The organism is Kitasatospora sp. NPDC057936 (assembly GCF_042887525.1).
Classification (GTDB): Bacteria; Actinomycetota; Actinomycetes; order Streptomycetales; family Streptomycetaceae; genus Kitasatospora.
In genome coordinates this window covers 1-22,718 of sequence record NZ_JBHVPD010000113.1, presented here as the reverse complement: position 1 = coordinate 22,718, position 22,718 = coordinate 1, and the positions used below count along the sequence as shown (strand labels likewise).

At 73.8% G+C, this 22,718-nt stretch carries 17 protein-coding genes and 1 pseudogene; 12 read left to right on the top strand and 6 right to left on the bottom strand.

Translation table 11 applies throughout. The annotated features are described in order from the left end of the window. Positions 1-754: pseudogene (locus ACFVU9_RS39105) on the bottom strand (hypothetical protein); the annotation flags it as partial. A gap of 132 nt (positions 755-886) precedes the next feature. On the opposite strand from ACFVU9_RS39105, the gene ACFVU9_RS39100 reads away from it, so the two are divergent. Then, positions 887-2,347, top strand: a complete 1,461-nt coding sequence (locus ACFVU9_RS39100) for a DUF6350 family protein (RefSeq protein WP_387601849.1) — start codon at positions 887-889, stop codon at positions 2,345-2,347. A gap of 146 nt (positions 2,348-2,493) precedes the next feature. Here the strand turns inward: ACFVU9_RS39100 and ACFVU9_RS39095 are convergent, their stop codons facing one another. After that, positions 2,494-3,078, bottom strand: a complete 585-nt coding sequence (locus ACFVU9_RS39095; RefSeq protein ID WP_380498959.1) for a hypothetical protein — start codon at positions 3,076-3,078, stop codon at positions 2,494-2,496. A 324-nt stretch (positions 3,079-3,402) separates the two neighbouring features. Between ACFVU9_RS39095 and purN the strand changes: the two genes are divergently transcribed. Together purN and purH are read left to right on the top strand one after the other, a co-directional pair. Further along, positions 3,403-4,062 carry a phosphoribosylglycinamide formyltransferase gene (gene purN / locus ACFVU9_RS39090; RefSeq protein ID WP_380438993.1) on the top strand — a complete coding sequence of 220 codons (660 nt, stop codon included), beginning with the start codon at positions 3,403-3,405 and terminating at the stop codon, positions 4,060-4,062. Continuing rightward, the gene (gene purH / locus ACFVU9_RS39085; protein ID WP_387601846.1) at positions 4,059-5,636 is read left to right on the top strand and encodes a bifunctional phosphoribosylaminoimidazolecarboxamide formyltransferase/IMP cyclohydrolase; all 1,578 of its coding nucleotides are present in this window, start codon (positions 4,059-4,061) and stop codon (positions 5,634-5,636) included. The genes purN and purH overlap by 4 nt, the downstream gene beginning before the upstream one ends. Positions 5,637-5,717: 81 nt before the next feature. Here purH and ACFVU9_RS39080 read toward each other — a convergent pair whose 3' ends face one another. Further along, positions 5,718-6,353: a hypothetical protein gene (locus tag ACFVU9_RS39080; RefSeq protein WP_380505449.1), complete on the bottom strand. Its 636-nt coding sequence runs from the start codon at positions 6,351-6,353 to the stop codon at positions 5,718-5,720. A 480-nt stretch (positions 6,354-6,833) separates the two neighbouring features. Between ACFVU9_RS39080 and ACFVU9_RS39075 the strand changes: the two genes are divergently transcribed. From ACFVU9_RS39075 to ACFVU9_RS39050, 6 genes are all read left to right on the top strand, one after another. Continuing rightward, the gene (locus ACFVU9_RS39075) at positions 6,834-7,688 is read left to right on the top strand and encodes a bifunctional methylenetetrahydrofolate dehydrogenase/methenyltetrahydrofolate cyclohydrolase (RefSeq protein ID WP_380438999.1); all 855 of its coding nucleotides are present in this window, start codon (positions 6,834-6,836) and stop codon (positions 7,686-7,688) included. A 21-nt stretch (positions 7,689-7,709) separates the two neighbouring features. Next, a complete protein-coding gene (locus tag ACFVU9_RS39070) occupies positions 7,710-8,138 on the top strand; it encodes a DUF3017 domain-containing protein (RefSeq protein WP_380439001.1) in 429 nt (142 codons plus the stop codon). A gap of 228 nt (positions 8,139-8,366) precedes the next feature. After that, positions 8,367-9,359: a malate dehydrogenase gene (locus tag ACFVU9_RS39065; RefSeq protein ID WP_380439003.1), complete on the top strand. Its 993-nt coding sequence runs from the start codon at positions 8,367-8,369 to the stop codon at positions 9,357-9,359. Positions 9,360-9,434: 75 nt separating this feature from the next. Beyond that, positions 9,435-10,760, top strand: a complete 1,326-nt coding sequence (locus ACFVU9_RS39060) for a hemolysin family protein (protein ID WP_380439005.1) — start codon at positions 9,435-9,437, stop codon at positions 10,758-10,760. Between the two features lie 30 nt (positions 10,761-10,790). After that, positions 10,791-11,831, top strand: coding sequence for a tryptophan--tRNA ligase (gene trpS, locus ACFVU9_RS39055; protein ID WP_387601841.1), 1,041 nt, complete (start codon positions 10,791-10,793; stop codon positions 11,829-11,831). Beyond that, positions 11,828-12,382 carry a 2'-5' RNA ligase family protein gene (locus ACFVU9_RS39050; protein WP_380439009.1) on the top strand — a complete coding sequence of 185 codons (555 nt, stop codon included), beginning with the start codon at positions 11,828-11,830 and terminating at the stop codon, positions 12,380-12,382. The genes trpS and ACFVU9_RS39050 overlap by 4 nt, the downstream gene beginning before the upstream one ends. Before the next feature lie 81 nt (positions 12,383-12,463). Here ACFVU9_RS39050 and ACFVU9_RS39045 read toward each other — a convergent pair whose 3' ends face one another. After that, entirely contained in the window at positions 12,464-14,974 is a 2,511-nt protein-coding gene (locus ACFVU9_RS39045; RefSeq protein WP_387601837.1) for a CDP-glycerol glycerophosphotransferase family protein, read from the bottom strand. 285 nt (positions 14,975-15,259) lie between these two features. Further along, positions 15,260-18,832, bottom strand: coding sequence for a CDP-glycerol glycerophosphotransferase family protein (locus ACFVU9_RS39040; protein ID WP_387601834.1), 3,573 nt, complete (start codon positions 18,830-18,832; stop codon positions 15,260-15,262). A 139-nt stretch (positions 18,833-18,971) separates the two neighbouring features. Between ACFVU9_RS39040 and ACFVU9_RS39035 the strand changes: the two genes are divergently transcribed. Together ACFVU9_RS39035 and ACFVU9_RS39030 are read left to right on the top strand one after the other, a co-directional pair. Then, positions 18,972-19,970 carry a glycosyltransferase family 2 protein gene (locus ACFVU9_RS39035; protein ID WP_380439015.1) on the top strand — a complete coding sequence of 333 codons (999 nt, stop codon included), beginning with the start codon at positions 18,972-18,974 and terminating at the stop codon, positions 19,968-19,970. Positions 19,971-20,032: 62 nt separating this feature from the next. Next, positions 20,033-20,962, top strand: coding sequence for a YihY/virulence factor BrkB family protein (locus tag ACFVU9_RS39030; protein ID WP_380498952.1), 930 nt, complete (start codon positions 20,033-20,035; stop codon positions 20,960-20,962). Positions 20,963-20,990: 28 nt separating this feature from the next. Here the strand turns inward: ACFVU9_RS39030 and ACFVU9_RS39025 are convergent, their stop codons facing one another. Further along, positions 20,991-22,199, bottom strand: a complete 1,209-nt coding sequence (locus ACFVU9_RS39025) for a D-alanyl-D-alanine carboxypeptidase family protein (RefSeq protein WP_380439019.1) — start codon at positions 22,197-22,199, stop codon at positions 20,991-20,993. Between the two features lie 141 nt (positions 22,200-22,340). Here ACFVU9_RS39025 and ACFVU9_RS39020 point away from each other — a divergent pair, with 141 nt between their 5' ends. Next, a complete protein-coding gene (locus ACFVU9_RS39020; RefSeq protein WP_380439021.1) occupies positions 22,341-22,598 on the top strand; it encodes an SCO4848 family membrane protein in 258 nt (85 codons plus the stop codon). The last annotated feature ends 120 nt before the right edge of the window (positions 22,599-22,718 follow it).

Below are 22,718 nucleotides of genomic sequence, written 5' to 3'. Positions count from 1 at the left end.
GCTCGGACGCCCGCACCCGCACCCACGCCTCCGGATTCCCGGAGCCCGCCACCGCGTCCCACGCGCGCCGCGCTTCCCCGAACGCCCGCCGCACGCAGTGCGCCGCCCGGTGCCGGCACGCCGTCAGCAGGAAGACCTGCTGGACGAGCCGCGTGTGGGAGGCCTCGTACAGCTCCTCGAACGTTGCCGGGCCGGCGTCGTCGCGCGCGCCCGTCCGCGGCCCGGGGTCGGCCGGCCGCGCGCCGGGCCGCTGCTCCGCGCCGGCTTCGCGGCGCTTCGCGGGGATCCGCCGCTGTTCGGCGGGGGCGGGGGCGGGGCCGGTGCGGGCAGCCAGGCCGCTGCCGGTGCCTTCGGTCGGGCGGCCGGGCGCCTTGCCGGGCTCGCGGCGCGGCTGCTCCTCGGCGCGGGCGGCGGATCGGGGGCGCTCGCCCGGCGGGGCGGCCGTCTTGGCGGGGGCCGCCCTCTTGGCGGGGGCCGCCGTCTTGGCCGAGGCAGCAGATCTGGCCGGGGCCGGGGTCTCGGCCTGGGCCTCGGCGGGGGGCTTCCGCCGGACGGCTGACGGCGCCTCGGCCGGGTCCGCGCCGAGGCGCTTCGCCAGGGCCACCGCCTCGGCCTCGGTGGCGGCACCCAGCTTCTCCATGGCGCGGCGCAGGGCGGCGCGGGTGCCGCGGGGCAGGGGGTGCCCGGCGACGAGCTGGGCGAGGGCCTCTGCCTCACGGGGGGTCAGTTTCCGCGTGCGGGGTGGCGTGGTCATCAGACGCTCCGGGTCGGGCCGCCGGCGGCTTGGGGGCAGGGTCTGAAAATGCGCATAAGCCAATAATCTGGGACACGACGGCGGTTTGCCGCTTCACGGAGCATGGCGAGTCGCCTTGGCACCATGAGGCGCATGACGCAGCTGATGGGCCGTCCGATCCTGGAGGTGCCGGGCGAACTGGGTGCTCGCCCCGCCCTGGCCGACCTCCTGGCGGGGGTGCGGACGGCGCTCGTCGGCCTCGCGGTGGTCGGGGTGCCGGTGCTCGGGCTGTGGGTGGTGACGCCGTACGCGGACGACGACGCGGCCGGTGCGTCGCGGCTCGCGGGGGCGCTGTGGCTGCTGGGGCACGGTGCGCCGCTGCTGCGCGGGGGAGCGGGGGCGCCGCTGACGGTCACTCCGCTGCTCATCGGCCTGCTGGCGGTGGTTCAGCTGTTCCGGGCGGGCGCCCGGGTGTCGGCGCGGCGGGGGCTGCGGTCGTGGTGGGGCGGCCCGGTGGCGGTGTGGGCGGGCTACTGCGGGGTGGCGGTCGTGGTCGTGGTGCACTGCGCGGGAGCGGGCCTGTTCCGCACCCGGGTGCTGCCGGACGTCCTGGTGGTCGGGCTGCTGGCCGCGCTCGCGGTCACCGCGGGGGCCCGGTCGACGCGCGAGGTCCGCGAGCCCGACGAGCCCTATGGGGCGTACGAGCCCTACGAGCCCTACGCGTCGTACGGGCCGGATGAGCTGGACGAGCCGGACGAGCCGGACGACTCCGACGTGCTCGGGGCCGTGTTCGCGAGCCGCCTCCTCGGCCGCCTTCCCGAGCACGCCCGTCCGGCGGACTGCGCGGAAGCCGTCCGCCGTGCGGCGCTCGCGGCGGGGGCCGGGTTGGTGGCGGTGGGCGGAGTGCTGGTCGCCGTCGCGGCGGTGTCGGACGCGGTGACCGGCGGCGGCCGGGGGATGGCGGTGCTGGGCCGGGGCCCGACGGCCGTCGCGGGGCTGGTGCTGCTGGCGGTGGTGCTCCTGCCGAACGCGGTCCTGTGGGGAGCGGCGTACGCGCTGGGGCCGGGGTTCGCCGTGGGGGAGGGGACGGTGGTGGCGCCGGGTGGCACGGCGCTCGGGCCGGTGCCGGACTTCCCGCTGTTCGCGCTGCTCCCGGAGTCCGGCCCGGGCGGCTGGCGGCTCGCGGCGATCGCGCTCCCCGTCCTGGCCGGGGCGGTCCCGGCGGTGTTGCTCGGCCGGGCCGCGGCCCGGCGCGCGTGGGAGCCGGCCGCGACGGCCGTGGCGGCCTTGCTGGCGGCACTGCTCACGGGTGCCGGGGCGGCCGCGCTGGGCTGGCTGTCCGGCGGCGCGCTGGCGGGCGGCCGGATGGCCCGGCTGGGGCCGGCGCCGTGGTGGGCGGGCCTTGCGGCGGCGGGCTGGTTCGTCGTCGTGGTGGTGCCCGGGGCGCTGCTGGCGCGCCACCGGGCGCTGGGCCCGGCCGCTCCGGGAGCCGGCGTCCTCGCGGGCCTGGCCGGCCGCGCCCGCCGGAGCGGCTGGCAGTTGCGTGCCCGCGCGCACGGCGCGGTGCTGCGGCTGAGCGGAAGCGCCCCCGAGGCGTCGGAGGATCGACCGTAGGGCGTGTCCTTTCGGCTCAGGCCGGGCGCCGCGACGCCAGGGAGCGCACGTCGCCGCGTCGTCGTCGGCGGCCGATGTCCCTCAGCCTCCGCCCTGCGATTGGACACGCCCTGACGCCGCGGCCCTCCGAGCGGAAAGGGCCGGTCCTAGTTCCGGCCGTTCCCGACCAGGTCGACGTACCACTGCGGCGCGAGCCGGCTGCAGTTGTCGGCGCCGACCGTCGTCAGCGAGTCGCGGACGCAGGTCACGTAGTCGTCGTAGTAGAGCCCGAGGCCGATCACCGAGGACGCCACCACGACGGTCATCGCGCCGGTGAGCACCCCGGCGAGCGCGGCCGGCGTGAGCGGGTTCGGCCCGGCGGGCGCGACGCCCACGGCGGTGGCCGGCCGGGGGGCGCGCATCGCGCCGATGCCCCACACGATGCCGAGCGCGCCGACGAACAGTGCCACCCAGGTGACCCCGGCGAGCACGCAGATCAGCGCGAACAGCCCGGCGAGCGCCGCGTTGCGGGCCTTGCGCTGGGCCGGATCGGTGGGGTCGAGCCGTGGCGGCTGCGGGGCCGGCGGGCGGGGCTGCCAGCCGTCGCCGCCGGACCGGCCGGGGCCCTCGCCGTCGGGGCCGTCGCCGCCGTCGGCGGACCGGGGGGCACGCGGCTGCCACGGCTGGTCCGGGGCATCCGCCGGCGGCGGCGCGAAGGGGTTGCGCTCGCCGGGGTTGTCACCGCTGCTCATGGTTTCCGCCATTCCTTCTCGGTCGGTGGGGCGGGTGCCCGTGCCCCTATGATCCCGCAGCGGTCCGACGGGCCCCCGGCGGCCTGCCGGGCCGGGCGCGGGGAGATCCCCGTCTCAACTACGCGCGTAGCCCCGGCCGGAGGGTTCGGGGGCCGTCCGACCAGCCGTTATCGTGGTGACGGTCAGCAGCTCACAGAGGTTCCCCGGGGCCCGCGTCGCGGCGGGTTCTCCTGGTGTTCCCCCTCGCTCGACCTGCCGTTCGTAGTGGCCCCACCGCCGGTGGACGTACCAGCGGGCGGCGCCCGACCTACGGAGAATCGCGCAGTGGCCGCCGCCCCCGCCCAGCTCTTCCCGCCCCGTACGCCCGGACCGGCCCGCCTGGTGGTGCTGGTCTCCGGCTCGGGCACCAACCTGCAGGCGCTGCTCGACGCCGCCGCCGACCCGGCCTACGGGGCCGAGATCCTCGCGGTGGGCGCGGACCGCGACGGCATCGCGGGTCTGGAGCGAGCCGAGCGGGCGGGCCTGCCGACCTTCGTCCACCGGGTCAAGGACCACGCGGACCGCGCCGACTGGGACCGCGCGCTGACCGCCTCCGTCGCCGCCCACGAGCCGGACCTGGTCGTCACGGCCGGCTTCATGAAGATCCTCGGCCCCGAGTTCATCGCGGCCTTCGCGGGGCGGATCGTCAACACCCACCCCGCGCTGCTGCCGTCCTTCCCCGGCGCCCACGGCGTCACCGACGCGCTCGCGTACGGGGTGAGGGTCACCGGCTGCACCGTCCACCTGGTCGACGCCGGGGTGGACACCGGGCCGATCATCGCGCAGGGCGTCGTCGAGGTCGCCGACGCCGATCACGCCGATGGCGGCGAAGCGCTGCACGAGCGCATCAAGACTGTCGAGCGCAAGCTGCTCGTCGACGTCGTGGGCCGGCTGGCCCGCGAAGGTCACCGCATCGAGGACCGAAAGGTATGGATCCCGGCATGAGTGCCAGCTCCACCACGCCCCCCGTTTCGGAGAACATCCGTCCGATCCGTCGTGCGCTGATCAGCGTGTACGACAAGACCGGTCTGGAGGAGCTGGCCCAGGGCCTGCACGCCGCCGGGGTCGCGATCGTCTCCACCGGCTCGACCGCCGGCCGCATCGCCGCCGCCGGCGTCCCGGTGACCGAGGTCTCCGAGCTGACCGGCTTCCCGGAGTGCCTGGACGGGCGCGTGAAGACGCTGCACCCCCGCGTGCACGCCGGCGTGCTCGCCGACCTGCGCCTGGAGTCGCACCGCGCTCAGCTGGCCGAGCTCGGCGTCGAGCCGTTCGACCTGGTCGTCGTGAACCTCTACCCGTTCAAGGCCACCGTCGCCTCCGGCGCCACCCCGGACGAGTGCGTCGAGCAGATCGACATCGGCGGCCCGAGCATGGTCCGCGCCGCCGCCAAGAACCACCCGTCGGTCGCCGTCGTGGTCGACCCGGCCCGCTACGGCGACGTGCTGACGGCCGCCCGCGAGGGCGGCTTCGACCTGGCCACCCGCAAGCGCCTGGCCGGTGCGGCGTTCGCCCACACCGCCGCCTACGACGTGGCCGTCGCCTCCTGGTTCGAGGCCGGCTACGCCCCGAGCGACGAGCGCTTCCCCGAGTTCCTGGGCGCCACCTGGGAGCGGCAGAACGTGCTGCGCTACGGCGAGAACCCGCACCAGGGCGCCGCGCTGTACAGCGCCGGCACCGGCGGCCTGGCCGGCGCGCAGCAGCTGCACGGCAAGGAGATGTCGTACAACAACTTCGTCGACACCGACGCCGCGCGCCGCGCCGCCTACGACCACGCCGAGCCGGCCGTCGCGATCATCAAGCACGCCAACCCGTGCGGCATCGCGACCGGCGCCGACGTCGCCGAGGCGCACCGCAAGGCGCACGAGTGCGACCCGGTCTCCGCGTACGGCGGCGTCATCGCGGTCAACCGCCCGGTCACCGTCGAGCTGGCCGAGCAGATCGCCCCGATCTTCACCGAGGTCGTCGTGGCCCCCGGCTACGAGGAGGGCGCGGTCGAGGTCCTGGCCCGCAAGAAGAACCTGCGGGTGCTGCTCGCCCCCGAGGCCCCGGTCAACCGCCAGGAGGTGCGCCCGGTCTCCGGCGGCGTGCTGCTCCAGGACGCCGACCGGGTGCACGCCGAGGGCGACGACCCGGCGACCTGGACGCTGGCCAGCGGCGAGGCGCTGTCCGAGGCGGAGCTGGCCGAGCTGGCCTTCGCCTGGCGGGCCTGCCGGGCCGTCAAGTCCAACGCGATCCTGCTGGCCAAGGACGGTGCCTCGGTCGGCGTCGGCATGGGCCAGGTCAACCGCGTGGACTCGTGCAAGCTCGCGGTCGAGCGGGCCGGCGAGCGGGCCAAGGGCTCGTACGCGGCCTCGGACGCGTTCTTCCCGTTCCCGGACGGCCCGGAGATCCTGATCGCCGCGGGCGTCAGGGCGATCGTGCAGCCCGGCGGTTCGATCCGCGACGAGCAGGTCGTCGAGGCCGCCACCAAGGCGGGCGTGACGATGTACTTCACCGGCGCGCGCCACTTCTTCCACTGACGGCGTGACGGAACGCAGGAGCGGCCCGGCTCCCTCCGAGAGGGGGCCGGGCCGCTCCGCGTCGCCGTGCGGGCGGGCCGGTCAGTAGCGCGGCCGGTTGAACCAGGCGACGCCGTCCCGGGTGGTCACCGCGGCGATCCACAGGACGCAGATCGCGATCCACAGCACGCCGACCCCGACCCCGACCCCGGCGCCCGCCGCGGCGCCCGCGACCTGGGAGTTGGCGCCCCCGGTGATCGAGCTGACCAGCACGCCGAGGCCGAGCAGCAGGGCGATCGAGCCGTACACGATGGTGGTGATCCGGGTGGCCGGGCCGCCGCTGCCGAACTTCACGCCGAGCGTGATGGAGAGCACCGCGGCGAGCAGGTAGACGACCCCGATGACCAGCAGGACGCTCGCCGCCGCGTTGCCGAAGATCGCGGTGTCGCTGCCGGTGGTGTGCTCGTTGGCGACCTTCTTGGCGCCGGCGGCCCCGATCAGCAGACCGGCCGTGATGAAGACCTGCACCGCGCCGATGATGAACAGGAACACCCGGGCGGTGACCATCAGACCCGGCATCGACATGCGCTGGGGCGCGACCGGCGGGTACCCGTACACGGGCTGCGCGGCCGGCTGCGGGTAGCCGTACCCGGCGGCCGGCGGGGCCTGCTGCGGGTAGCCGTACCCGGGCTGCTGCGGCTGGCCGTACGGGTTGTTCGGGTCGGGCGGGTAACTCATCGAAGCCTCCGGGCAGTTACGGGGACGTGGGGACGGGGCGGCGGAGCGCCCGGAGCCGGCCGGCGGGTCGGGGTGCCGGACGGACGGGACGCCGGTCGGGCGCGTCGGCGGCACGGCGACGGTGCCGCGGTGCCGAGCGCCGGCGGCTCAGGAACGTGCCCGGTGCGGAGCGAGCGGGAACGGCTGCGGCGCGCTGGACGGCGCTGTGTCGTGTGGTCGGCTCACTGCTTCTTTCCCCCGGGTGCGCCCCGCCGTGGTGTCCGTCGGCCCGTCACCGGGCCGGTCGCGGCAGGGCCGTGCCCCATATCGTCGACCGGACGGGAGTGCCGTGTCCAGCCGCCCCCGCGGCGGTGGCGAGACTGTGGCGCAACCGCAACGCGGTACCGGCCTTCCGTGTCCGTCCCGTTCTCCCGCGGGCCCCGGCGGAGCGGGTCCGGTGCCCTGGTACGGAGGCTTGCCGCGATCCGGGAGAATGGGGTCATGACTGCCCAGATTCTCGATGGCAAGGCCACTGCTGCCGCGATCAAGTCCGAACTCGCCGTCCGCGTGGCGGCCCTCAAGGCGAAGGGCGTCACGCCCGGCCTCGGCACCGTCCTGGTCGGCGACGACCCGGGCAGCCGCTGGTACGTGAACGGCAAGCACAAGGACTGCGCCGAGGTCGGCATCGCCTCGATCCAGCGCGAGCTGCCCGCCACCGCCACCCAGCAGGACGTCGAGGACGTCGTCCGCGAGCTCAACGCCGACCCGGCCTGCACCGGCTACATCGTCCAGCTGCCGCTGCCCAAGGGCCTGGACCAGAACCCGGTCCTGGAGCTCATGGACCCGGACAAGGACGCGGACGGCCTGCACCCGACCTCGCTCGGCCGCCTCGCCCTCGGCATCCAGGGCCCGCTGCCCTGCACCCCGCTGGGCATCGTCGAGCTGCTGCGCCGCCACGACGTCGAGATCAACGGCGCCGAGGTGGTCGTCGTCGGCCGCGGGGTCACCGTCGGCCGCTCGATCGGCCTGCTGCTGACCCGCCGCTCCGAGAACGCCACCGTGACCCTGTGCCACACCGGCACCCGGGACCTGGCCTACCACCTGCGCAAGGCCGACATCATCGTGGCCGCCGCCGGCGTGCCGCACCTGATCAAGCCGGAGGACGTCAAGGCGGGCGCGGCCGTCCTGGACGTGGGCGTCAGCCGCAGCGAGGGCAAGATCGTCGGCGACGTGCACCCGGGCGTGGCGGAGGTGGCCGGCTGGATCTCGCCGAACCCGGGCGGCGTGGGCCCGATGACCCGCGCGATGCTGCTCAACAACATCGTCGAGGCGGCCGAGCGCCGCGCCGGCGTCTGACACCTCCGGGAGGCGGCGGACATGAGTGACCCACGACCCGCGGCGCGGTCCCGGCAGCGGCCGGTCAAGACCACCGGCACCATCCCGCCGGAGGGCTCGGCCGCGGCCCTCGGGCGCGAGCACGCCCTGCCGGTGCGGCAGTGGCCGATAACGCTGGTCCTGCTGGTGGTCGGCGCCGGGCTCGCGGTCACCTGGTTCGCCGACTTCAAGGACGGTTTCAAGTTCGGGCTGCTGATCCTCGGCGGCGGCGTGCTGCTCGGCGCCGTCCTGCGGCTGGTGCTGCCCGAGGTCGGGATGCTCGCGGTGCGCAGCCGCTTCACCGACGTGATCGTGCTGGGCTTCCTGGGGTCGGCGATCGTCCTGCTGACGCTGGTGGCCCAGCCGAACCCGTGGCTGGAGTTCCCGCTGCTCGACAACATCGGGCAGCTGATCGGGCGTCCCAAGCACTGATCCCGCGCCACCGCGCCGCGAGACGGCCCCCGTCCGGGTTCTCCGGGCGGGGGCCGTCCGCGTGCCCGCCGGGCGTTCCGCCGTTGTGACGCATCAGCCACGCCCGCGCACGCGGCGTACGCTTCCCTTTGCGATAACCTGACGCCGGTCTCTCGATGTCGAGAGACCATCCTCGGCTCCAGTGCCGGTGTGCCTGGGGCACCTGGCGATTTGCTGGAGAAGGTAGAAATGACCCGCACCCCCGTCAACGTCACCATCACCGGAGCAGCCGGCCAGATCGGCTACGCGCTGCTCTTCCGCATCGCCTCGGGCCACCTGCTCGGTGCCGACGTGCCGGTGAACCTGCGCCTCCTGGAGATCCCGCAGGGCCTGAAGGCCGCCGAGGGCACCGCGATGGAGCTCGTGGACTGCGCGTTCCCGCTGCTGCGCGACATCACCATCACCGACAACCCGAACGTGGCCTTCGACGGCGCCAACGTCGCCCTGCTGGTCGGCGCCCGTCCGCGCACCGCGGGCATGGAGCGCGGCGACCTGCTGCAGGCCAACGGCGGCATCTTCGGCCCGCAGGGCAAGGCCATCAACGACCACGCCGCGGCCGACATCAAGGTCCTGGTCGTCGGCAACCCGGCCAACACCAACGCCCTGATCGCCCAGCGCAACGCCCCGGACGTCCCGGCCGAGCGCTTCACCGCGATGACCCGCCTGGACCACAACCGCGCCGTCGGCCAGCTCTCCGCCAAGACCGGCGCCCTGGTCTCGGACATCAAGCGCGTCACCATCTGGGGCAACCACTCCGCGACCCAGTACCCGGACATCTTCCAGGCCGAGGTCGCCGGCAAGCCGGCCTTCGAGGCCGTCGGCAGCGACCAGGCCTGGCTGGAGAACGACTTCATCCCGACCGTCGCCAAGCGCGGCGCGGCCATCATCGAGGCCCGCGGCGCGTCCTCGGCCGCCTCGGCCGCCAACGCCGCCATCGACCACGTGCACACCTGGGTCAACGGCACCGCCGAGGGTGACTGGACCTCGATGGGCGTCGTCTCCGACGGCTCCTACGGCGTCCCGGCCGGCCTGATCTCCTCCTTCCCCGTCACCACCAAGGACGGCAAGTTCGAGATCGTCCAGGGCCTGGAGATCTCCGACTTCTCCCGCGCCCGCATCGACGCCTCGGTCAAGGAGCTGACCGAGGAGCGCGACGCGGTCCAGGAGCTCGGCCTCATCTGAGCCGACCGGCTTCTTCGACGGCCCGCCGCCTCCCTCCCGGGGAAGCGGCGGGCCGTCGCCTTACACTGGCGCGCTGTGAACGAAACCATCGGGGACGCGGCGCTCGTCCTCGTCTTCATCCTCCTGGGCGGGCTCTTCAACGTCGCCGAGATCTCGCTGATCTCGCTGCGCGAGGGCCAGATCCGGACGCTGGAGGCGCAGGGCACCCGGCGCTCCGCCCGGGCCGCGCACCTGGCCGCCGACCCCAACCGCTTCCTCGCCGCCGTGCAGGTCGGCGTGACCTGCATGGGCTTCCTGTCCGCCGCCTTCGGCGCGGACACGCTGGCCGGCAAGGTCGCCCCGCTGTTCGTGCGGGCCGGGCTCACCCGGGGCGTCGCGGACGCCGTCGCGCTGGTCGGCCTCACCCTGGTGATCAGCTACGTGTCGCTGGTGCTCGGCGAGCTCACCCCCAAGCGGATCGGCCTGCAGCGCGCCGAGTCGATCGCGGTGACCGCCGCGCCCGTTGTCGACGTGATGTCCTCGGTGCTGCGGCCGGTGATCTGGCTGCTCGGACACTCGACCGACATGATGGTCCGGCTGCTGGGCGGCGACCCGACCGCCGGGCGCGGCTCGATGAGCTCCGAGGAGTTGCGCGGCCTGGTCGCCGCCAACACCGAACTCGGCAGCGACGAACGGGCGTTGATCGCCGACGTGTTCTCCGCCGGGGAGCGGCAGCTGCGCGAGGTGATGGTCCCGCGCACCGAGGTGACCTTCCTGGACGCCGAGCGCGCGCTGACCGCCGTCCGCCACCAGGCCGAGACCTCGCCGCACTCGCGCTACCCGGTGGTCGAGGGCAGCGCCGACGCCGTGGTCGGCTTCGTCCACGTCCGCGACCTGTACGGCACGCGCGGCGAGCAGGCCGCCAAGGTCCGCGACCTGGCCCGCCCGGTCAAGCTGCTGCCCGGCACCAAACTGGTGCTGGAGGCGATGGGCGAGATGCGCCGGGAGGGCCACCACCTGGCGATCGTGGTCGACGAGTACGGCGGCACCGCGGGCATCGTCACGCTGGAGGACCTGGTCGAGGAGGTCATCGGCGAGATCCGGGACGAGTACGACCGCCCGCAGACCGCCACCATCCGCCGGCTGGCCGGCGGCGGCATGGAGCTGGACGGCCTGCTCAACCTCGGCGACTTCGCGGAGGAGACCGGCGTCGCCCTCCCGGAGGGCCCGTACGAGACGGTGGCCGGCTGCCTGGTCGCCTCGCTGGGCCGGCTGCCCAGGGACGGCGACCAGGTGCGGGTGCCGGTCGAGGGCGGCGGCGGGGTGCTGCTGACGGTGGCCAAGCTGGAGGGCCGGCGGATCGCCCGGGTCAGGGTGAGTGCCGTCACACTGTCGGAACCTCCAGGGGCAGAGGTTTCCTGACCGCCCGGTGGAACTGGAACAATGGCCCGCATGGTCAACGCAGCGGTCACTGGTCCGGTCAAGGACCGTCCTCGGGTGCTCTCCGGGATCCAGCCCACCTCCGGGTCGTTCCACCTCGGCAACTACCTCGGCGCGGTGCGCCAGTGGGTCGACCTCCAGAAGGACAACGACGCCTTCTACATGGTGGTCGACCTGCACGCGATCACGGTGCCGCAGGACCCGGCGACCCTGCGCGAGAACACCCGGATCTCCGCCGCCCAGCTGCTCGGCGCCGGCCTGGACCCGGAGCACTGCACGCTCTTCGTCCAGTCGCACGTGCCCGAACACGCGCAGCTGGCCTGGGTGATGAACTGCCTCACCGGCTTCGGCGAGGCCTCCCGGATGACCCAGTTCAAGGACAAGTCCGCCCGCTACGGCGCCGACAGCACCACGGTCGGCCTGTTCACCTATCCGATCCTCCAGATCGCCGACATCCTGCTCTACCAGGCGGACGCCGTCCCGGTCGGCGAGGACCAGCGCCAGCACGTGGAGATCACCCGGGACATCGCGGAGCGCTTCAACTCCCGCTACACCCCGACCTTCACGGTGCCGAAGGCGTACATCCTCAAGGAGACGGCGAAGATCCAGGACCTCCAGGACCCGGCCGTCAAGATGAGCAAGTCGGCCTCCTCGCCCAAGGGCCTGGTCAGCCTGCTGGACGACCCGAAGGTCAGCGCCAAGAAGTTCAAGAGCGCCGTCACCGACACCGGCACCGTCGTCTCCTACGACGAGGACGCCAAGCCCGGCGTCTCCAACCTGCTGCGGATCCACTCCGCGCTCAGCGGCCGGTCCGTCGAGGACCTGGTCGCCCACTTCGAGGGCAAGATGTACGGCGCCCTGAAGACCGAGCTGGCCGAGCTGTTCACCGAGTGGGTCACCCCCTTCCAGGAGCGCACCCGCACCTACCTGGACGACCCGGCCGAGCTGGACCGGGTGCTGGCGCTCGGTGCGGACAAGGCCCGCGAGGTGGCGTCGCAGACGCTGGAGACGGTGTACGACCGGATCGGCTTCCTCCCGGCCGCCAAGCGGTGACTCCCCTCACACGCCTGCCCGGTGGTGGCGACCTCCCCGAGGTCGTCACCATCGGCGTGTCCGTGAGCGTCCCGGACCCGTTCGGCGCGCGGATCCAGGACGCCCGGGCCGGGCACGGCGATCCGCTCGCCCGGTCGATACCGACGCACGTCACGCTGCTGCCGCCGACCGAGGTGCCGGCCGGGGAGCTCCCCAAGATCGAGGAGCACCTGGCGGCGGTGGCCGCGGCGCACCGGCCGTTCCGGATGCTGCTGCGCGGCGGCGGCACCTTCCGCCCGGTCTCCCCGGTGGTGTTCGTCCGGGTCGAGGAGGGCGCGCAGGAGTGCCGGCTGCTGGAGGCGGACGTCCGCTCCGGCCCGCTGGCCCGCGAGCTGGCGTTCCCCTACCACCCGCACGTGACGGTGGCGCACGGCCTGCCGGACGACGTGCTGGACCAGGCGTACGAGCAGGCGCGCGGCTTCCGGGCGGCGTTCACGGTGCCCGGGTTCGGCCTCTCCCGGTTCGACGCGGACGAGGTCTGGCGGCCCTGGCGGAGCTACTCCTTCGCGTGAACCGGCCGGACCGGCCGGACCGTTGAACCGGTTGGACCCGCGGGAACGGCCGGACCGGCCCGAGCGGCCTGAGCGGCCGGATCAGCTGGCGGTGCGGGTGAGTTCGAGCATCCGGTCGACGACCCGGCGGGCCGCGCCGCCCTCGTCCAGCGCGCAGTGGGCGGCCCGGAAGCGGCGGTAGCGCTCCGCGTACCCGGCGGTCAGCCCGGTGCCGCCGTCGGCGAGTCCGCGCAGCGCGCCGACCAGCTCGGCCGAGTCCGGGACGAGCGGGCCGGGGGCCTCCGTCTCGAAGTCGAAGTAGAAGCCGCGCAGGGTGTCGCGGTAGTGCTCCAGGTCGTACGTGAAGAAGAGCACCGGGCGGCCGGTGATCGCGAAGTCGAACATGATCGACGAGTAGTCCGTCACCAGCACGTCCGCGACCAGCAGCAGCTCCTGGACGTCCGGGTAGTCCGCGCAGTCGTACAGGAAGCCGTCCCCGGCGCCCGGCAGCGGCTCGCGCACGTGGGCGTGCGGGCGGATCAGCAGCACGTGGTCCGGGCCGAGGGCGCGGCGCGCGTGGTCGACGTCGATCCGCAGGTCGAGCCGGAAGCCGTCGCCGTCGCCGCGCTGCTGGTCCTCGCGCCAGGTCGGCGCGTACAGCACGATCCGCTTGCCCTCGGGGATGCCGAGGCGGCGGCGGACGGCCGCGGCGGTGCGCCCGTCGGGCCGGGCCAGGACGTCGTTGCGCGGGTAGCCGGCCTCCAGGATCTCGCCGCCGTACCGGAACGCCCGGCGCAGGATCGGGGTGGCGAACGGGCTGGGGGAGACGAGCACGCTCCACTGCGGGGTCTCGCGGTCGAGCGCGTCCAGGTAGCCGTGGTCCGACAGCCAGGGGTTCTCGACGTCGTGGGCGATGCGCTTCAGCAGCGAGCCGTGCCAGGTCTGCACGACCACCTGGCCGCGGCGGCGCTCCAGGAAGTCCGGGAAGTGGGTGTTGCCGACCAGGTACCGGCAGGTGGCCAGCGCCCGGTACCACTCGGGGCTCCAGATCCGCACCGCGGTGACCCCGGGCGGCAGGTCCGCCTGGGCGTCGTCGACCACCCACAGGTGCTCCAACGGCAGCTCGCGGCGGACGAGTTCGGCGTGCACCGCGCGCGGGGAGTCGGCGTAGCCGCGGCCGCCGAACACGTCGTACAGCACGGCCTCGCGCAGCGGCTCGCGGCGGGCGGCGGGGTACTCGGAGGCCCGCAGGCGGGACTGCGTCCAGGCACTGCGCTCGGTGGCGCTGAGCACCGGCGTGGAGTCCACCAGCAGGGTGTCGTGCCAGCGGCGCTGGAGCAGGACGGGCTTGCCGCCGGCCTGGGTGGCGGCCGGCAGGACGGCCAGCGCGCCGGGCGCGGCCAGCAGCGGGCGGGTCGGGCCGGAGCGGTCGGCGGGCTCCAGAGCGGCCTCCCAGATGCCCTTGCGCAGTGGCAGGGCGGTGCCGTCCGAGCCGGTGCGGGTGGCGGGCACCCGCACCCGGAAGCGGCCGTCGGCGCCGGCCTCGACCGGTCGGCGGACCTCGCCGGCCGTGCCGGTGTGCCGCAGCACCAGCTCCAGCCGGCCCGCGGCCGGGTCGGGGCAGTGCCCGGCGAGCTCGAAGGCGCCGGCCTTGACGGCGATCCGGTCGATCAGGCCGGCCGCGGGCTGGACGCAGACCTGGAGCCGGCCGTCGGCGAGGTGCTTGAGGTAGAGCGCCCGGTCCGCGGTGCCGGGCAGCCGGTGCTGGCCGGCCACCGGGCCGCCGCGCTCGTCCACGACGAGCTGCTCGGTGCTGCCGTCGGGGCGGCGCAGTTCGGTGTCCCAGTGCTCCAGGTCGCCGGTGCCGCGTCCCTCGGCGGTGAACGGCCGGTAGGGCAGGTGGACGGCGAAGGCGTCGCCGGTGCGGATGACGGGCTGTTCGACGACGGCGTCGCTCTGCCGGTGGCGCAGCCGCAGCACGGTGCCGGACGGGCAGTGGCCGGCGGTGCCGCGCAGGTCGAGGCCCCCGTCGACCGGGGTGGCGGCGGTGAGCCGGACGCCGGGGCGCTCCAGCAGCAGGTGCAGCCGGTCGTCGGTGAAGTGGGGCTGGAGGCGGACGTCGCGGTCGACCCAGCGGGCCGGCGGGTACTCGCCCGAGCCGCACCAGTGCGGGGCGAGCGTGCCGTACTGGCGGCGCACCCGGGTGGGGCGGGGGCGGGTGAAGAGGGTGGTCTCGATCTGCCAGTCGCCCAGCAGCCACGCGCCGCCGCGGCGCAGCCGCCCGGGCTCGATCACGGCGGTGAACCCGGACCAGTCGTGGTTGTGCTCGGGCTGGGCGCTCTCGTCGGTGATCTCGGGCAAGCGCCGCGGCCGGGAGCGCACGTGCACGGGCGGCTGGGCGTCCTCGGGGTGGCGCAGGGTGAGCCAGGTCCAGGCGGAGCCGGCCCGGCCGGTGTCCTGGTCGTGCGGGCGGGCGAAGCCGGTGAGCTCCAGGCCGCGGCCGGCCCAGCGGGCGCGCAGCAGGCCGAAGACGGCGTCCTCGGACGGGGTGGGCAGCGCGGTGGTCACACGGGGGTCGGCGTGGGGCAGGACGAGCCGCGTGAGCACTGGCATTTCGGGTGGAGCCCTTCGGGACGGGAACCCGGCGTGGGGCTTGGCCGGGGGGTGCTGGCGACCGGCGGGAGCCGGAACGGTGACAGTCGAATTGACATCCCATACCGGGACGACACCCGGGGTCAACTGTACGGTTCGTAGAATTTCCTGAGAAATTTGCCGACGAAACGCCAGTTCGAGTGCAATGCGGGCGTAAAGATCCGGGCGCTCTCGGGTAACTCCCGGAAATGCCGAGGCGTCCGGTGCGCAATCGCACCGGACGCCTCGGGACGTTCGAGGGAAAAATTACTCCTTTCGGAGCATCGCATCGACGACGCGGGCGGCGGCCTTGCCGTCGTCCAGGTCGCAGTAGGCCTCGCGGAAAGCGGCGGCCTTGTCGGCGAATTCGGCGGCGACCTCGTCGACCCGGCCGAGCGCGGAGACGAGTTCGGCGGACGTGGCCAGCAGCGGGCCGGGGACCACCGATTCGAAGTCCAGGCTGAAACCGCGCAGGTTGTCCCGGTAGTGCTCCAGGTCATACGTGAAGAACAGCACCGGCTTGCCGGTCGACGCGAAGTCGAAGACCGAGGCCGAGTAGTCGGTGACCAGTACGTCGGCGATCAGCAGCAGCTCCGCCATGTCGGGGTAGCTGCCGACGTCCCAGACGTAGCCGTTGCCGGCGTCCGGGATCTGGCCGCACATCACGCTGTGCCGGCGCACCAGCAGCACCTGGTCCTCGCCGAGCGCGGCCCTGGCCGCCTCCAGGTCGATCCGCAGGTCGATCTGGTAGCCGCCGTTGGGCCGGCGCCGGTCCTCGCGCCAGGTCGGCGCGTAGAGCACGACCTTCTTGCCCTCGGGCAGCCCGAGGCGCTCGCGGACCTGCTCCGCGGTCTTCTCCCGGTCCGGGGCGAACAGCAGGTCGTTGCGGGGCGAACCGCTCTCCAGGATCTCGCCCTTGTAGTCGAAGGCGCGCTTGAGCAGCGGGGCCGACCAGCTGTTGCCGGCCACCAGGAGGTTCCAGTTCGGGACCTCCTTGGCGAGGCCCTTCAGGTAGTTGGAGTCGGTGAACCAGACCTTCTCGAAGTCCAGGCCGATCTGCTTCAGCGGCGTGCCGAGCCAGGTCTGCACGACCACCTGGCCGGGGCGGCGGACGAAGAAGTCGGGCAGGTGGGTGCTGGTGACGATGTACTTGGCGGTCGCCAGCGCCTCGAACCACTCCGGGCTCCACAGCCGGATCGCCTGCGCGGTCTGCGGCAGGTCGGCCTGGAGGTCGTCGCTGCCCCACAGGTGCTCCAGCGGCAGGCCGCGGCGCACGAGCTCCTCGTGGATCGCCCGCGGGGAGTCCGCGTAGAGGCCGCCGAGGCCGCCGTTGTACAGGACGGTCTCGCGCACCGGGTGCCGACGGGCGGCCGGGTAGTCGGCCGTCCGCAGCTGGCGCTGGCGGTAGCCGCTGCGCTCCTCGGGCAGCAGGGCCGAGTGCGACTCCAGCGACAGGCCGTCGTGGTGGCGCCGCTCCAGCACTATCCGCTTGCCGCGGGACTCCACCTCCAGCGGCAGCGTGCCGAAGCAGTCCGGCGAGATCAGCGCGTGCAGGACGACGGCGTCGTCGACCGGGGCGCCGACCGGACGGAAGAAGACGTTCCAGGTGCCCTGGGCGAGCGGCACGCGCCCGGCGAAGGAGGCGGTCGGCACGGCCGGCATCGCGGTGCGGAAGCGGCCGTCGGTGATCTCCACCGGGTAGACGTGCTCCTCCTCGCGCCAGTCGTGCCGGACGACCAGCTCCCAGCGGTGCGAGTCGGGCAGCGGGAAGGAGCCGCTCAGCAGGAAGCCGTCGGCGCCGCGCGAGGCGACCTCCTCGACGATCGGCTGGAGCAGCTGGTCCGAGAACTGCAGGTTCCCGGCGGGGGAGGGCTTGGAGTAGAGCGCGCGGCGCTCCGCGGTCGGCGCCTGCGGGTTGAGGACGACGTGCAGCTGCTCGGGCGCGTTGCGCTCGTCCCAGACCACCGGCACGACGCTTCCGTCGGTGAGCACCAGGGCGGTGTCCCAGCGGTCGCGGGCACGCTCGGCGGCCACCGGGTCCAGCTCGGCCCAGGCCTCGCGGACGGCGGTCAGCTCGGCCGCGGGGAAGGAGACCGAGAACGGCTGCAGCGTGCCGACCGGCGCGCCCGGCTCCAGCGGGAAGGCCAGCTCGCGGTCGGACTCGACGTGGGTGAGCCGCAGGCGGGCCCCGGCGAGGCTCGCGCCGGAGCGGGCCGCGCCCGAGACCTCCACCCGGCCGGCGTGCGCGGCCAGGCCGGTCACCCGGGCCCTGACCGTCTCCACCTTCAGGTAGACGAAGTTGTCCCGCACCCACGGCACGATCCGCACGTCCGGCTCGACCCAGTGCGTCGGGAGGTACTCGGCGGTGTCGCTCCAGCCGGCCGAGACCCGGCCCTTGTACACGCCGCCCTTGCCCGCGCCGGCGACCAGGACGCGCCAGTGGCCGTCCTTCCACTGCCCGCGGTGCTTGAGCTTCTTCGGGTCGAGGGCGACGGTGAAGCCGGCCCAGTCGCAGTTGTACAGGTCGTGGCTGCAGCTCGCGGTGGCCTCGGGGCTGTACTGGGTCTTCATCGGCACGGCGACGACCCGGCGGCCCTTGGTCTCGCGCAGCACCAGCGTGCGGACCATGTCGTGCTTGCCGGCCGCGCCCAGCTGCTCCGGGTACGCGTGCCCGGTCAGCTCCAGCTTGCCGCCGACCCAGGCCGAGCCGTACAGCCGGCTGCGCATGACCAGCGAGTTGTCCAGCTTCAGGACGCCGGCCGGGACGCTCTTGCGGCCGCCGCGCAGGAACGGGTAGTCGGCGTAGGGGCGCAGCAGGCCGCGGGCCTGGACGCCGCCGTTGCTCTCGCCCTCGTACTTGATCTGCTCGACGAACTCGTCGACCCGGCCCTGGAGGGTCAGGTGGTACTTGAGCCGCAGCGGCGCGCGCAGCTTGCGGACCTGCTCGGGGCCGATCGCCCGCAGCAGCCGGCTGACGTGCTTGACGTAGGCGTCCCGGTACTCCTTGTCGCCGTCCACGACGGACCAGAAGAACATCGGGATCTCCTCGACGAGGGTGTTCTCGTCGTAGGAGCGCAGGTACTGGGCGAAGCGCGGCTCGGTCTGCTTCTTCAGCCAGCCGCGGACCAGCTCGACCGAGGCGACGCGGTCGATCAGGCCCTTCGGGTTGGTGCGCATCTGCGTGATCGACATCTCGCCGACCTCGCGCTCGCGCCAGTGGTAGATCGGCTCGGCGAGCACGTCCACGCTCTTGGCGAGGTAGTGGTGCGGCACGCTGACCGGGGCGTCCTCGTACAGGATGCCCTCGGGGTACAGCAGGCCGGCCGCGTCGAAGAAGGAGCGGCGGTACACCTTGTTCCACGCGGTGCGGTCGGTGACCAGCGCGGGGATCTCGGTGATGTGGGTCTTGAGCCTGGTCTCCTTGAACGGCTTCACGTGGCCGCCGGACTGGTAGTAGCCCACCGCGCGGAAGCGCAGCACGTTGCCGGTGGCGAAGTCGGAGCCGGTCTCGTCCAGCGTGTTGATCATGAGCTCGTACGCGCTCGGCGGCATCGAGTCGTCGCTGTCGACGAAGCACAGGAACTCGGCGTCCGGGTCGATGTGCCGGATGCCGGTGTTGCGGGCCGCGCCGAGGCCCTTGTTCACCTGGCGCACCAGGCGGAACCGGGAGTCCTTGGCGGCGTAGGCCTCGGCGAGCGCCGCGCTGCCGTCCTTTGAACCGTCGTCGACCATCACGCACTCGAAGTCGCCGAAGGTCTGGGCGGCGATCGAGTCGAGGCACTCGACGAGGTAGCGCTCGACGTTGTAGATCGGAACGACGATGGAGAGGCGGGGAGCCATCGGCTACGCAGGCCTTTCTCGGGAATCAGCGTGGCAGCCCGGGTCGGGGTCTGGCCGCACTTTTGAATCGGTGCGTACGTGCACCGCGATCCTACCGTCCTGGCCAAGGCGCTCCCGGGGGCCACTACGCTTGGGGCCCGTGCCCCGCTTCAGCGTGATCGTCCCCGTGTACCAGGTCCAGGACTACCTCGCCGAGTGCCTCGACTCGGTCCTCGGCCAGGACGGTCCCGACTTCGAACTGATCGCGGTGGACGACCGCTCCCCGGACGGCTGCGGCGCGGTGCTCGACGAGGCGGCCGCCGCGGACCCCCGGGTCCGGGTGCTGCACCTGCCGGAGAACGTCGGCCTCGGCCGCGCCCGCAACGCCGGCCTGGAGGTCGCCACCGGCGAGTACGTGATCTTCCTCGACAGCGACGACACGCTCACCCCTGGCCTGCTCCGGGCCGTCGAGGACCGGCTCGCCGCCACCGGGGACCCGGACGTCCTGGTCTACGACTACGCCCGCACCTACGTCGACGGCCGGATCACCCGCGCCGCCTCCGCCCACGTCTTCGGCGCCGCCTCCCCGGACGTCTTCGACCTCGACGCCCGCCCCGACCTGCTCGACCTGCTCCAGGTCGTCTGGAACAAGGCCTACCGCCGCGGGTTCATCACCGAGCAGGAGCTGGTCTTCCCGGCCGGCTACTACGAGGACACCCCCTGGACGTACCCGGCGCTCCTCGCCGCCGCGAGCATCACCCTGCTCGACCGGATCGGCGTGCACTACCGCCAGCGGCAGGAGGGCGGCAACATCCTGGCCACCGCCGGCCGCAAGCACTTCGACGTCTTCGCCCAGTACGACCTGGTCTTCGCCTTCCTCGACCGGCGCCCCGACCTCGACCACTGGCGCCCGGTGGTCTACGGCAAGATGCTGCACCACCTCAACACCGTCGTCGCCAAGCCCGGCCGGGTCCCGGCCGGCGACCGCCGCGAGTACTTCCGCCGTGCCGCCGAGCACTGCGCCCGGCTGCGCCCGGCCGGCTACCGCCCGCCCGCCGGGGTGGACGGGGTGCGCACCGAACTGCTCAGCCACGGCCGCTACGGCGCCTACCGGACGGTCCGCGTGCTCGCCCGGGCCCGGCGGCTGGTGGGGCGCTGAACCCGCCCGCCGCAGGTCGAGCCTGACGGCCGTTCGGGGGACGGGCCGGTATAACCGGTCGGGTGGACTTCCTGACCCGCCTTCCGGTCGTCGGCCCGCTCGTCGCGCGGGTGCTGCGCAGCCGCCCGTACCGGGTGTACGAGCACTTCACCGCCGCCCGCGGCAACCGGCTGGCCGGCGCGGTCACCTTCTTCGGCTTCCTCGCGCTGTTCCCGCTGCTCACCGTGGCCCTGGCGATCGCCGCCACGACCCTCAGCGACAGCCGGGTCGCCGACCTGCAGAAGCGCATCTCCGACCAGTTGCCGGGCATCTCCGACGCGCTCAACCTGCCGTCCCTGGTGTCCAACGCGGGCGCCGTCGGGCTGGTCAGCGGGGCGCTGCTGCTGCTCTCCGGCCTGGGCTGGGTGGACACCATGCGCACCTCGATCCGGGACGTCTGGCAGCTGCCCGCGGAGGACGGCAACGTGATCCTGCGCAAGGCGTGGGACTGCGTCGTGCTCGGCGGCCTCGGCCTGGTGTCGCTGGTCTCGCTGGGCACCTCCGCCGCCGGCACGACGCTCGCCGGGCGGATCGCCGACGCGATCGGCCTGCACAACGGCTACCTGCTCACCGGGGTCGGCCTCGTGATAGCGGTCGCCTGCGACACCCTGCTGTTCGGCTACCTGCTCGGGCCGTTCGCGGGGATCCGCGGCCAGCGCCGGCGCGACGTCCTGCAGGGCGCGCTGATCGGCGCGGTCGGCTTCGAGCTGCTGAAGATCCTGCTCGCGTCCTACCTCGGCTCGGTGGCCGGGAAGAGCCTGTACGGCGCCTTCGGCGTGCCGGTGGCGCTGCTGCTCTGGATGAACTTCGTCTGCCGCCTGCTGATGTACTGCGTCGCGTGGACGGCCCTGGCCGACCCGGCCGCCGCGCGCGAGCGGACCCGCGAACACGCGCGAACGCTGCTGGCGGCCGCGGACGAGGCGCAGACGGCGGCGGCCCGGCCCCTGGGGTGAGGCCGGGCCGCCGCGGGGCGACGCCGCGTCAGCCGCCGTCGGTGGGAGCGGCCGTCCGGCGCTTCAGCACCACCAGGGCCCCGGCCCCGGCCACCGCCCCGACGACGATCGCGAGCCAGCCGCCGACGCCGATCCCGTCGTCCCCGTCCTTCGAACCGGCCGCCGCGACCCCGGACGCGGCCGCCGACGGGTGCGGCGGCGGCGCCGGCGTCCCGTCCCTGCCGCCCGCCTGGCCGGTGGGCTGCTCGGCGCCGGGCTGCTGCTCGTCCACGAGCCTGCCGACCGGCTGCACCTTCCCGGCCGCGGCGAAGCCCCAGTCCAGCAGCGCGGCCGTCTCGTCGTAGACCTTCTGGTACGACGCCGGGTGCATCACCGTCACCAGCAGCGTGCGGCCGTCGCGCTCGGCGGCGCCGACGAAGGTCGAGCCGGCGTTGGTCGTGGTGCCGTTCTTCACCCCGATCAGGCCCGGGTACTTGCCCAGCAGCCGGTCGGTGTTGGCGATGCCGAAGCTGCCGCGCTGGCCGGTGTTCTTGTCCACGGCGCCCGGGAACATCGCGTCCCGGGTGGCGCAGTAGCCCCGGAAGTCCGCGTTGCGCAGGCCGGCCCGCGCGAACAGGGACAGGTCGTAGGCCGAGGAGAGCTGGCCGTCCATGTCGTAGCCGTCCGGGGAGATCACCTTGGTGTCCCGCGCCTGGAGGGCCTCCGCCCGCGACTGCATCTCGGCGACGGTCTGCGGGACGCCGCCGTTCATGTGCGCGAGGACGTGCACGGCGTCGTTGCCCGAGCTGAGGAACACGCCGCGCCACAGGTCCTCGACCCGGTAGTCCAGGTTCTCCTTGATGCCGACCAGGCTGCTGCCGGGACCGATCCCCTGGATCTCCTCGTCCGCGACCCGGTGGACCGCGTTGCGGTCGAACTTGGGCAGCACGGTGTCCGCGAAGAGGATCTTCAAGGTGCTGGCCGGCGGCAGCCGCAGGTGCGGGTTGTAGGACGCCAGGACCTCTCCCGACGCGGCGTCGGAGACTATCCAGGACTGGCCGGTCAGATCCCCGGGCAGTGCCGGAGCACCGGCCATCGGCGAGACCTGGACCCCGGACTGGCCGAGCCGGTCGCCGCCGACCACGGTCGGCGGAGCCGGCGCGGAGGGGGCCGCGGCCGCCGCCGGAGCGACGAACAGGGCCGGCAGCACGGCGGTGGCGGCGAACAGGTGCGCGAGCTTGCGAGGGCGTGCGATCACCCGCCGACCGTACCCACTCGGGACCCCCGCCGTGCGCCACACCGGCAAGGTCCTCCGCAGGAGGGGCCAGCCGTACGCCGATCGGCAGCCCGCGCATACTGGGGGTGCACACCGCCTCCACACCGCCGCCGAGGACCCCGCATGAAGCTCAGCCGCCGCACCTCCTGGTTCCTGACCGCCTTCGGCGTCTGGTCGGTCGTCATCTGGACCACCTTCGTCAAGAACCTGTGGAAGGACTCCGGCGGCCAGGCCTTCGTCAACGGCGACCACTCCCAGCCCACCGCCTTCTTCTGGATCCACCTCCTGCTCGCCGTCACCTCCTTCTGCCTCGGCATCGCCGTCGGCACCATCGGCCTCCGCGGCCTGCGCGCCACCCGCCGCACCCCGGCCACCGACTGAGGAACGCCGAAGGCCCCGTCCGATTGGCGGATTCTTGGGGTCCTCGCAACACCTGATGGCTTACGTGGTCGTCAGTAGATCACGCAGGCGCTCGGCTGGGGTTCTCCAGCCGAGCGTTTT

Coding starts and splice junctions, on each gene's coding strand:
- ACFVU9_RS39100 (WP_387601849.1), top strand. CDS start 887: ATGACGCAGCTGATGGGCCGTCCGATCCTGGAGGTGCCGGGCGAACTG.
- ACFVU9_RS39095 (WP_380498959.1), bottom strand. CDS start 3,078: ATGAGCAGCGGTGACAACCCCGGCGAGCGCAACCCCTTCGCGCCGCCG.
- purH (WP_387601846.1), top strand. CDS start 4,059: ATGAGTGCCAGCTCCACCACGCCCCCCGTTTCGGAGAACATCCGTCCG.
- ACFVU9_RS39080 (WP_380505449.1), bottom strand. CDS start 6,353: ATGAGTTACCCGCCCGACCCGAACAACCCGTACGGCCAGCCGCAGCAG.
- ACFVU9_RS39075 (WP_380438999.1), top strand. CDS start 6,834: ATGACTGCCCAGATTCTCGATGGCAAGGCCACTGCTGCCGCGATCAAG.
- ACFVU9_RS39070 (WP_380439001.1), top strand. CDS start 7,710: ATGAGTGACCCACGACCCGCGGCGCGGTCCCGGCAGCGGCCGGTCAAG.
- ACFVU9_RS39065 (WP_380439003.1), top strand. CDS start 8,367: ATGACCCGCACCCCCGTCAACGTCACCATCACCGGAGCAGCCGGCCAG.
- trpS (WP_387601841.1), top strand. CDS start 10,791: ATGGTCAACGCAGCGGTCACTGGTCCGGTCAAGGACCGTCCTCGGGTG.
- ACFVU9_RS39045 (WP_387601837.1), bottom strand. CDS start 14,974: ATGCCAGTGCTCACGCGGCTCGTCCTGCCCCACGCCGACCCCCGTGTG.
- ACFVU9_RS39040 (WP_387601834.1), bottom strand. CDS start 18,832: ATGGCTCCCCGCCTCTCCATCGTCGTTCCGATCTACAACGTCGAGCGC.
- ACFVU9_RS39020 (WP_380439021.1), top strand. CDS start 22,341: ATGAAGCTCAGCCGCCGCACCTCCTGGTTCCTGACCGCCTTCGGCGTC.